The organism is Streptomyces sp. NPDC101490, assembly GCF_044767145.1.
Lineage (GTDB): Bacteria > Actinomycetota > Actinomycetes > Streptomycetales > Streptomycetaceae > Streptomyces.
This window is the reverse complement of record NZ_JBIWNI010000014.1, coordinates 34131-44080: the sequence shown is the minus strand read 5'-3', so window position 1 is coordinate 44080 and position 9950 is coordinate 34131. Positions and strand designations below refer to the sequence as shown.

8 protein-coding genes are annotated in these 9950 nt (G+C 71.1%); 5 read left to right on the top strand and 3 right to left on the bottom strand.

The features are described 5' to 3' along the window. Positions 1-157 precede the first annotated feature (157 nt). Positions 158-469, top strand: a complete 312-nt coding sequence (locus tag ACIRQY_RS23465) for a hypothetical protein (RefSeq protein WP_403928811.1) — start codon at positions 158-160, stop codon at positions 467-469. Positions 470-580: 111 nt separating this feature from the next. Here the strand turns inward: ACIRQY_RS23465 and ACIRQY_RS23460 are convergent, their stop codons facing one another. Further along, the gene (locus ACIRQY_RS23460; protein ID WP_403928808.1) at positions 581-1396 is read right to left on the bottom strand and encodes a M12 family metallo-peptidase; all 816 of its coding nucleotides are present in this window, start codon (positions 1394-1396) and stop codon (positions 581-583) included. 570 nt (positions 1397-1966) lie between these two features. On the opposite strand from ACIRQY_RS23460, the gene ACIRQY_RS23455 reads away from it, so the two are divergent. Beyond that, positions 1967-3289: a glycoside hydrolase family 18 protein gene (locus ACIRQY_RS23455; RefSeq protein ID WP_403928805.1), complete on the top strand. Its 1323-nt coding sequence runs from the start codon at positions 1967-1969 to the stop codon at positions 3287-3289. Between the two features lie 759 nt (positions 3290-4048). Here the strand turns inward: ACIRQY_RS23455 and ACIRQY_RS23450 are convergent. After that, the gene (locus ACIRQY_RS23450) at positions 4049-5188 is read right to left on the bottom strand and encodes a helix-turn-helix domain-containing protein (protein WP_351793318.1); all 1140 of its coding nucleotides are present in this window, start codon (positions 5186-5188) and stop codon (positions 4049-4051) included. Between the two features lie 86 nt (positions 5189-5274). Here ACIRQY_RS23450 and ACIRQY_RS23445 point away from each other — a divergent pair, with 86 nt between their 5' ends. After that, positions 5275-6330, top strand: a complete 1056-nt coding sequence (locus ACIRQY_RS23445) for a ferredoxin reductase (RefSeq protein ID WP_403928802.1) — start codon at positions 5275-5277, stop codon at positions 6328-6330. Positions 6331-6338: 8 nt separating this feature from the next. Further along, positions 6339-7457, top strand: a complete 1119-nt coding sequence (locus tag ACIRQY_RS23440; protein ID WP_351793322.1) for an acyl-CoA desaturase — start codon at positions 6339-6341, stop codon at positions 7455-7457. A gap of 48 nt (positions 7458-7505) precedes the next feature. Here ACIRQY_RS23440 and ACIRQY_RS23435 read toward each other — a convergent pair whose 3' ends face one another. Further along, positions 7506-8297, bottom strand: a complete 792-nt coding sequence (locus tag ACIRQY_RS23435) for a class I SAM-dependent methyltransferase (protein WP_403928799.1) — start codon at positions 8295-8297, stop codon at positions 7506-7508. Between the two features lie 523 nt (positions 8298-8820). Between ACIRQY_RS23435 and ACIRQY_RS23430 the strand changes: the two genes are divergently transcribed. Next, positions 8821-9933: a hypothetical protein gene (locus ACIRQY_RS23430; RefSeq protein ID WP_403928796.1), complete on the top strand. Its 1113-nt coding sequence runs from the start codon at positions 8821-8823 to the stop codon at positions 9931-9933. Positions 9934-9950: the final 17 nt, after the last annotated feature.

The following is a 9950-nucleotide window of genomic DNA, read 5'->3' as shown; positions in this document are numbered from 1 at the left end:
GGCCCGGGGGCGGTCCCGGCCCCCGCCGGGGGCCCGCCCCCCGCCCCCCTGGGCCGCCCCCCGCCCGGCTCCCCACCCCCCGGGGGGCGCCCGGGGCCCCCCCCCCCCCCCCCCCCACGTCCCCGAGAACCACGCCCCCCACGCCGGTGCCACGACCGTGGGGGCGACCGCCACCGGCGGACTGATCGGTCTGCTCGGCGGCCCCCTCGGCACCCTGATCGGGGCCACCGCCGGGGCGCTCGTGGGCGACGCCGCCGAGGCCCGGCGGGACCAGGAGGGCACGGCGGCCCTCATCCTCCTGAGCGCCGACGTCCCCGACGGAACGGCCCTGCTGGTCCTCGACCTGTCCGAAGAATCCACGGAGCCCGTCGACGCGCTGGCCGCCCGCTACGACACCACCGCGCGTCGCGAACCCGCCGAGACCTTCGCGACCCGGCTGCGCCAGGCCTGGAAGTCGACCGGCAGCTGACACCTGCGAGCGCCTCCCGACACGGCGGGCTCGCTGACCGTCCGTCCGACCCCTGAGACAGGGCCGTGACGGGCGGCATGGGGCGCTCCGGGTCCTGGTGGTGACGCCCGGCTATCGGTAGGCGGCGACGACGGAGGCGGATGCATTGATCATGCTCACGGCATGGGCCTGGTCGTCCCGGCCGATGGCCCTGCCCAGCGGTTCCCCGTCGATGTCCAGATCCGGGTTGGAGAAGTACGGAACGACCGGGCACGAGGTGCCCGCGTCCAGACACGCGTCCTCGTACGCCATGATCGTGCGCCACTTCTTGCTGGGCGCGACGTAGCCTCGGGCGTGGTCGTAGCCGTCGCCCTGATCCGAGCTGACGTGACGGTCGTGGTCGAGGCCGAGCAGGTGCCCCAGTTCGTGGGCGAAGGTGTCCGGTTCCTTGCCGAGCAGCTGCTGGCCGATCACCATGCTGGCACCCTCCATCCCCGGCGCCTCGGGCGGCAGCGGACGTCCGCGATCGCCGATGTAGGCCATGCCGCCGAAATCGCTCGGGACGATCGCGATCACGTCGGCGCGGTACCGGTCGCGGAGCTTCCCCACTGACTCCGGGGTCGCGGAGAGGTAGTCGTAGACGCGCTCGTTGTCGTCCGTTCCCTGCCCGAAGTCCGGGGCCGGCAGGACAGCGGCGATGCGGGTCCCGGCGCGGGCCTCGCTGTTGTCGAAGGCCTCGTTGGCGTAGTCGACGGACCGCTCGACGATGCTCCGTAGCCTCTTCACTCCTCCGGCGTCCCGCTTCGCGTTCGAGGTGTAGAGCACCAGTACGTCGATGACCGGCTCCTCCGCGGCCACCGCGCTGGGGGCGGAGGGAACGAGGACACCGAGGGCGGCGCAGCCGGCGATCAGGGCGCCGCACGCCTTGTGCGTGAACTTTCGCTTCATGCGCTCCAACCTAGGGAGGCGAGTTCATGGTCCTGTGATCATCGTGTAATGAACCGTGGATCAGCGCCATGCCGACGGCCTGGGACACCCCGCCGAAAAGCCGCGCTGAGCGTGGTGACGCCGGACACCCCGGACGGCCGGTGCGGGCCCCTCGGACCGGCCGTACTCCGCAGGCCCGCGTCGGCACTGCCGGTGAGGCGGACCGCTAGGGCGTGTTTCAAAAGTGGCGTCGTCTGCCCGGAGGGCAGGCCTGGCGGCGTCTGGTGCGTGCGATCGCAAGGCGGACGGTTGCCCCGATACTGGATGTATCGGGGTGATCACGACAACGCGGTGAGCGTGCGTGCCAGGCGTCGCCAGGCAGGCGGGACTTTCGAAACACGCCCTACCGCGACGGCGGCATCCCGTGGGACGTGCTGCGTGTGCCGGAGCGACTGACGGTCCGGCAACTCGCAAGAAAATCAGGCAACTTCATGCGCCCCCGCCCCCCTTGTGCGGGTCCCCGCGGATGCACTAGATCTTCTCTCACGATTGGTACAGACCATCTGACCCCACGCAGACAAGGCCACCCGCATGTTCAGACGTACCTCCACGCTCCTCGCCACGGCTCTGCTCGCGTCCCTGGTCGCGGTCCCCGCCACCGCACACGCCGATGACGACGGCAGCCGCCGGCTGACCGGTCAGCGGGTCGCCTACTTCACCCAGTGGAGCGTCTACAGCGGCTTCTCGGCGAAGAAGGTCCAGGACTCGGGCCAGGCCGCAAAACTCACCGTGCTCAACTACGCCTTCGGCAACATCTCCCCCGAGGGCACCTGCTTCGAGGCCAACCAGGCCGGCGAGGGCGACGCCTGGGCCGACTACCAGCGTCCGATCGGCGCCGCCGACTCCGTCGACGGCGTGGCCGACACCTGGGACCAGCCGCTGAAGGGCAGCTTCAACCAGCTGCGCAAGCTGAAGGCGAAGAACCCGCACCTCAAGACGGTCATCTCGATCGGCGGCTGGTCCTGGTCCAAGTACTTCTCGGACGTCGCCGCCACCGACGAGGCCCGCAAGAAGTTCGTCTCCTCCTGCATCGACCTCTACATCAAGGGCAACCTGCCGCAGCTGGGCTCCCTCGAGGGCGGCCCGGGCACCGGCGCGGGCGTCTTCGACGGCATCGACCTCGACTGGGAACACCCGGGCGGCGGCGGTCTGCCGGACAACGCGGTGCGCCCCGAGGACGGCCGCAACTACACCCTGCTGATGGCCGAGTTCCGGCGCCAGCTGGACGCGCTGAGCGGCAAGAAGCGCGGCCAGCGCTACCTGCTGACCGCGGCGGTCGCCGCCAACACCACCATCGTGGACCGGCTGGAGCTGCCGAAGATCGCCCGGCACGTCGACTTCCTCAACCTGATGGCGTACGACCTGCACGGCGCCTGGGAGCCGCAGGGGCCGACCAACCACCAGGCCAACCTCTACACGGACAAGGCCGACCCGTCCGGCATCAACAACGGTTACAGCGCCGACCGGATCGTCCGCCACTACCTGGACCGCGGCCTGCCGGCCCACAAGGCGGTGCTCGGCGTGCCGTCCTGGGGCTACGGCTGGACGGGTGTCCCCGCAGGACCCAGGAACGGCCTCTACCAGCCCGCCACGGGCATGTCGCCCCGCGGCAGCCAGCTGCCCTACAAGGCGATCAAGGACCTGCCCGGAACCGTCCACAACGACTTCCGGCACGGCGGCAGCTGGAAGTACGACGGCACCGAGTTCTGGACCTTCGACACCCCCGAGGTGGCTGCCCAGAAGGCCCGCTACACACGCCACAAGGGTCTCGGCGGTGTCATGGTGTGGTCGCTGGACGGGGACGACGAGCAGGGCTCGCTGATCGCCGCACTGGACCGGGGCCTGCGGCGCTGACCCGTTCGAGGACGGCACCCCGTGGGCCGACCCGTCGCCCCGGACCCGGATGAACGACGGCACACCCCGTGCCGGCCCCGGGGCGCGGGGAGGGAATCCCAGGTGGGTGCCGTCCGCGCGTCCTCGGGGGCGCCGGTCGTGGGGTGCGTGCGGGCGTCGACGCGCCGGGGCGGGAGGACGGCTCCCGACCGTGCGGCGAGCGCGCGGGCCCGCCGGAGCAAGGTCGGGCGCGGCCGGGGTCACCGCGCCCGCACGCGGCCGGGGGCACCGGCCGCGGTGCGGGCCTCGGCCGGGTAGGCCGGTCAGCGCCGTCGTGGGTTCGCCCCCGGCCTGACCGCGCTCCGGGTGGCCCACAGCCTGTTCCAGCGCCCCCGCGCTTCTCCGCCGAAAGGGTCGCGGCCTTCGCCCGTCATGCCGTGCCCAGGGGAGCGCGGCAGACCGCCGCGCACGTACAACACCGTGATCCACGTCCCGGTCTCCGGCTCCGCGTCGTGCCGCGTACGGGCCAGCCGTTGTTCGCCCTCGTCGGTCCGGCCCGGGCCGAGGAGGGCGTACGCGAGGGAGTGGGGGAAGCGCCGCTGCCCGAGCGGGCAGGTCAGCCAAGCGGCTGGCTCCTGGCGCGCCCGGGCATCCGGTCCCAGTCGGCTGAGGCCGCTTCTTTGCCCGAGCCCGGGCCGTATGCGCCCGCAGATGGCACCGAGGACGAGGCGCGATGTACGAATGACCCACGGAAACGGTCGTGGACGGTCGCCGTACGCGTCAGTCGCCCCGAAGACCGACCGCCAGCGTCAGTTCGAGAACCCGGTGGGGCGCTGCGAGATCCGGAAACAGCTCCCGCAGCTGCGACATCCGGTACCGGACCGTCTGCGGATGGACGAACAACGCCGCCGCCACCTCCTCCCGTCTGCCCTGGTGCAGCAGCCACGCCCGCAACGTCTCCTCCAGCCGCCGCGCCGTCGCGTCGGGCAAGGTCCGCAACGGTGCGAGTGCTCGGGCACGCAGGTCCGCGAACGCGTCCACGTCGGCGCTCAGCACCAGCTCGGGCAAGTGGTCCTCGGTGTCGCGGACATCGGAGGAGAGGGAGCGCGCGCGTACCGCCCGTGCGTACGAGGCCGACGCCCGAGTCCATGGCCGCGCCGGGCCGACCACGGCGGTGCGGTCGGCCAGCTGGCCCAAGAGGTGTGACCGGTCGGCATCGGGGACGAGCAGCACGCCCGTGGAGTCCGGCACATCGTCGAGGACGAGGGTGCTCGGATCGAGCGTGCGGTAGGCGGGCCGCGCCTGGGCGGCGGGCAGCAGGACCGCCGTCAGCGAAACCGGAGGCTGCCACCCCGCCCGTTGCGCCGAGGCCAGCAGCACGTCCGTGCTCGCGCCGGCCAGGAGGTCGCGGGCCAGGTGCTCCAGGTGGCGCTCGTGGGCCCGGCCCCGGGCGGCCAGTTCGTCGGCGTGCCCCGCGGCGCTCGCGGCGGAGAGCTCGTCGATGTAGGCGAAGGTCAGCTCGGCGAATTTGGCGACCTCGGCGGCGGGCAGACCTGCGGGCACGGCACCCGCTGCCAGGCAGCGCCAGGCCACGCGCGCGCCGACACGGTAGGCGCCGAGCAGGGCGTCCATCGAACGCCCGTCGCGCACCTCGCCGCGGCCCAGCTCGTAGGCCGCGTCACCGGCGTCGCCGCCCGTGGCGTTCCCGCTCGCGCGGTCCAGGTAGTGCCCCAGGGCGGTGCGGACGGCTCGGCGGATGGTGCCGCCCATGCGGCCCGAAAGAGCGTTGGCGTACGGCGGGACCTCGTCGATGATCGCTTGGACGACCTCGTCGGCAGTGCTCTTCAGCACGCCCCGAAGCGCGGTGACCGTCGTCTCATCCAGGGCCAGATCAGTGGCCCTCTTGATTGGATACCCCATTTTTTGTTCCCAACGAACAACTCGGCCGACCAGATTCACGTCCTACGGGTAGGACTTTACGCCCGGAGGCGCATCAAGCTGGAGCCATGACGAGTGCAGCCCTCCGCAGTAGGGCGTGGAAACTGCTGGAGATGGTCACGACGCCGCTGTTGCCGTCGGACTACCTCGACCTGGTCAGCCCGCTGCGTGCGGGCGCCGACCTGCGGGGGCGCATCGAGGCGGTGCACCCCGAGACGAGTGACGCCGCGACCATCGTGATCAGGCCCGGACGGGGCTGGCGCGGCCACACGGCCGGTCAGTACGTGCGGATCGGGGTCGACGTCGACGGGGTGCGCCTGTGGCGTGCCTACTCCATCACCTCGCCGACGAACCGCCGGGACGGCCGCATCACGATCACCGTGAAGGCGATCCCGGACGGCAAGGTCAGCAACCACCTGGTCCGGAGCGCGAAACCGGGCACGCTGATCCAGCTCGACCAGGCGACCGGTGATTTCGTACTGCCGGAGGCCAGGCCCGCCAAGGTGCTCTGTCTGACGGCCGGCAGTGGCATCACGCCGGTGATGGGCATGCTGCGCGACACTGAGTTCGACGACGTCGTCATGGTCCACTGCGCGCCACGGCCGCAGGACGTGATCTTCCGGGACGATCTGCACGCCCTGGTCGCGGACAAGAAGCTGCGCCTCACCGAGGTGCACACCGACACGGACGGCAAGCTCGACATCGCCCGTCTCGACGCACTGGTGCCCGACTGGGCCGAGCGCGAGACCTGGGCCTGCGGGCCCTCGGGCCTGCTCGACGCCGCCGAAGAGCACTGGACCGCGCACGGCGTACCCGAGCGCCTGCACACCGAACGCTTCCGCTCCGCCCTCGCCGTCGTCGGTGACGGCGGCGAGGTCACGTTCAGCACCACCGGCAAGATCGTCGACGCGGACGGTGCCACGCCGTTGCTGGACGTCGGCGAGGAGGCCGGTGTGCTCATGCCCTCCGGCTGCCGCATGGGCATCTGCTTCGGCTGCGTCACTCCGCTGAAGGCGGGTGCCGTCCGCGACCTGCGTACCGGCGAGATCACCGAGTCCGCGCCGGGCGTCCTCATCCAGACCTGTGTGTCCGCCGCGGCGGGCCCCTGCGACATCGAACGGTAGGAAGCACCTTGACCGCCATCGACCCCACCGCCCACCTGACCGCGGAGCAGATCGAGGAGCTCGGCCGCGAGCTGGACGCGATCCGCGACGAGGTGATCGCCAGCCGTGGTGAGCAGGACGCCGCCTACATCCGCAAGGTCATCTCCGCGCAGCGCAGGCTGGAGCTGGCCAGCCGGGGCGTACTGCTGTTCTCCCTCTTCCCGCCCGCATGGCTGATCGGCACCGTCGGCCTGTCCGTGGCGAAGATCATGGACAACATGGAGATCGGCCACAACGTCCTGCACGGCCAGTGGGACTGGATGCGGGACCCGAAGATCCACTCCACCACCTGGGAGTGGGACCACGTCTCGCCTGCCGAGCAGTGGAAGCACTCGCACAACGAGCTGCACCACACGTACACCAACGTGATCGGCAAGGACAACGACCTCGGCTACGGCATCATGCGCGTCGACGAGGACCAGAAGTGGTACCCGTTCCACCTCGGCCAGCCGCTGTGGAACTTCATCAACGCCTGCTTCTTCGAGTACGGCATCGCGGCGTACGACCTGGAGCTCGGCAAGAACCTGAGCAAGCGCCGCCGCAAGGACCCGGAGTTCCGCGCGCGGGCCAAGGCCGTGGGCCGCAAGATCCGCAAGCAGGTGCTCAAGGACTACGTGATCCACCCGCTGCTGTCGGGCCCGTCGTTCCTCCCCACGCTCGCCGCCACCTTCACCGCGAACCTGGTCCGCAACATCTGGTCCCACTCGGTGATCATGTGCGGGCACTTCCCCGAGGGCGTGCAGGTCTTCGATCGCCGGTCGATCAAGGGCGAGACGCGCGGCCAGTGGTACCTGCGGCAGATGATGGGCTCGGCGAACATCAGCGGCAGCAGGGCCATGCACTTCATGACCGGCAACCTGTCGCACCAGATCGAGCACCACCTGTACCCGGACCTGCCGAGCAACCGGTACGCCGAGGTCGCGGTGAAGGTGCGCGCGCTGTTCGAGAAGTACGAGCTGGAGTACGTCACCGGGCCGCTGCCCCAGCAGGTGTTCTCCGCGTGGCGCAAGGTCTTCCGGCTCTCCCTGCCGAACAAGAAGCCCAAGGCCGAGGCGCCGGACCGCGAGCAGGAGCTCGTCGCGGCCTGACCTCGGTACGGGTTGAGATCATCCGGCCGTAGCGGCGGCACGGCCGGGTCAGCCCGGCTTGACCGCCAGCGTCGCGAAATAGTGCGACATGTAGGGAGCGGACGCGTTGGATTGGTGCGGCGCTTCCGCGAAGCCGGTGAGGACGAACCCCGTGGTGAGTTGCCCGCCGATCTGGTCGGCGAGGGTGTGGCTGTACTCGAGAGCGGCATCCGCGCCGAACTTCGTGGCGCGTTCCTCGGCGGAGTAGTGCGTGACATCGCTGTAGGGCAGCTTGTGCGCGACGATCAGCTCGTCGCGCTCCTCAAGCGCATTGTGGTCGAACAGGTACGCATCGGGGTTGAGGAAGCCCGCGAGCAGAGTTCCGCCCGGCCGCAGGACGCGGAAGCACTCACGCCACACCGGTGCCACGTCCGGTACGAACAGGTTGGAGACCGGATGGAACACGACGTCGAACGTCGCGTCGCCGAAGGCGCTGAGGTCGCGCATGTCGCCCAGGACGGTGCGCAGGTCGAGTCCGTCGCGTGCCGCCACCATCCGGTCCTGGCCGAGCTGCCGGGGCGAGTTGTCGAAAACGGTGACCCGCGCCCCTGCGGCGGCGAGGATCGGCCCCTGCTGGCCACCGCCGGAGGCCAGACACAACACGTCCTTGCCGGTCAGATCCGTCGGCAGCCAGGAGCGGTCGACCGGCTCGTGCCCGATGAGAACGATCGACCAGTCGCCCGCGCGGGCGCGCTCGATGTCCTCAGCACTCACCGGCCTCGTCCACTCGTCGTTCTCCTGGACATACCTGTCCCAGGCCGCCCGGTTGTGGGCAACGGGGTCGACAACCACGTCCTGCACGTTTGACTCCCTGCTCCAGCCGGGCGCACGCCTGCGGCACCGACACTTCGGTGCTGCCAGCCAACACGAACGCGGAGGGCGGGCGCAACGAAATTTGCGGGCATCGAGGTGGCCACGAGCCCACCCCCGGGAAGGTCATGGGGGCTCCGCGTCCTCGGTGCGGACGCTGAACGGTCCGGGGTGCTGAACGGTCGGGGGTGGGTGCGCTCGCGGCCTCGATCGTGACTGCGGGGTGGAAGACCGCCCCTCGAGCCGTCGGAGCCCTCGGAGCTGTCGCAGCCGCATGCGGCCCGTGGGGTCCGTCCGGGCCACGGGCCACGGCGGTGGGCGGAGGCCGCCCGTGGGCCTCGGGGAGGCGGCCGGAGCCGAACGCGCGAAAGAAGAGAGCACCTGAAGCGCTCGCTCACGGTGACCGGGCGCTCGACAGCCTTGAGGTCCGGAGCTCGTCCCGGACGCTGACCTCGCCTTTTCCCTTGACCTGAACTATTGCGGAGAGTGACTGCGTCGGGAATGATCTCCCGCCGTGACACTCTTCCTCGCCGCCGTCCTCGCGGTGCTCCTCGTCGGGGTCTACCGGCTCCTGGTCAGTCCCCAACGCGCCGCCACATGGGCCGCGGGCCACTTCGTCGCCACCGACCACGGGCTTCCGCCCCGTGAGGCCCTCGACCCCCGGCGCCCCGGCCCGCCCCCGGAGACGCACCTCCGGGTGGAACGGCAGGCCGTCGTGGACGCCGCCCAGGAGGGCGACTGGCGGACCGCCGCGCGTTACGTCGGCGACGCGGGCGAGGACTGGGACGAGCGCTGGAGGAGGCTCGCGCTCCTCCAGCAGGTCGCCGAGGAGGACGACGTCTGGCTCGACGCCTGGCGCACCGCCGCGCCGGACGACTGCGACGCCGCGACCCTCCACGCGAGCCTGCTGGTCCACCGCGCGTGGGCGATCCGGGGCAGTGGGTACGCCCACGAGGTCATGACCTCGGACATGGAGCGTTTCAAGATGCTCCTCCCGGCCGCGATCGAGGAGGCGCGCAAGGCGGCGCTGCTCGACCCCGCGAATCCGGGCCCCTGGGTCGTCATGATCACGGCAGCTCGCGGGGCGCAGTACCGTCACGCGGCGTTCCGCCCCCTCTGGGACGGGCTCGTCGCCCGTGCGCCGTACCACTACGAGGGGCACTGGCAGGCTCTCCAGTACTGGTGCGCCAAGTGGTTCGGCAGTGACCGGCGCATGCTGCGGTTCGCCCGCCGAGCAGTGCGGAAGGCTCCGCCCGGCAGTCCGCTCGCCGGGATCTACCTGCACGCCCTCGACGAGCTCGCCGAGAAGTCCTCCCTCGGTGCGGTGCCGGTCACCCCGTTGTCCAGGAACACGCTCAAGCGGGTCGCCGCCTCCTTCGACCAGGTGGCTCCGGACGACGAGCGGCTGCCGCTCCTACGGCATCTGCTGGCCCACTACATGCTGCGGTCGATGCTGTACGAGGGCGCCCTGGAGCAGTTCCGCCGGATCGGGCCGTGGTGCGGCGCCCCGCCGTGGCGGAAGGACGGCAACGCGGTGGCGGCCTTCGACAGCGCCCGTGGAACCGCCGCGAGGCTCTCCCGCGCCCGTCCCGCCCCAGCCCCCAGGACCCACGGCATCGTCCGCTGACACGACCAGCGGTGGCC

Bases quoted from the DNA above. Each gene is read 5' to 3' on its own strand.
- ACIRQY_RS23455 (WP_403928805.1), top strand. From the start codon at position 1,967: ATGTTCAGACGTACCTCCACGCTCCTCGCCACGGCTCTGCTCGCGTCC.
- ACIRQY_RS23445 (WP_403928802.1), top strand. From the start codon at position 5,275: ATGACGAGTGCAGCCCTCCGCAGTAGGGCGTGGAAACTGCTGGAGATG.
- ACIRQY_RS23460 (WP_403928808.1), bottom strand. From the start codon at position 1,396: ATGAAGCGAAAGTTCACGCACAAGGCGTGCGGCGCCCTGATCGCCGGC.
- ACIRQY_RS23450 (WP_351793318.1), bottom strand. From the start codon at position 5,188: ATGGGGTATCCAATCAAGAGGGCCACTGATCTGGCCCTGGATGAGACG.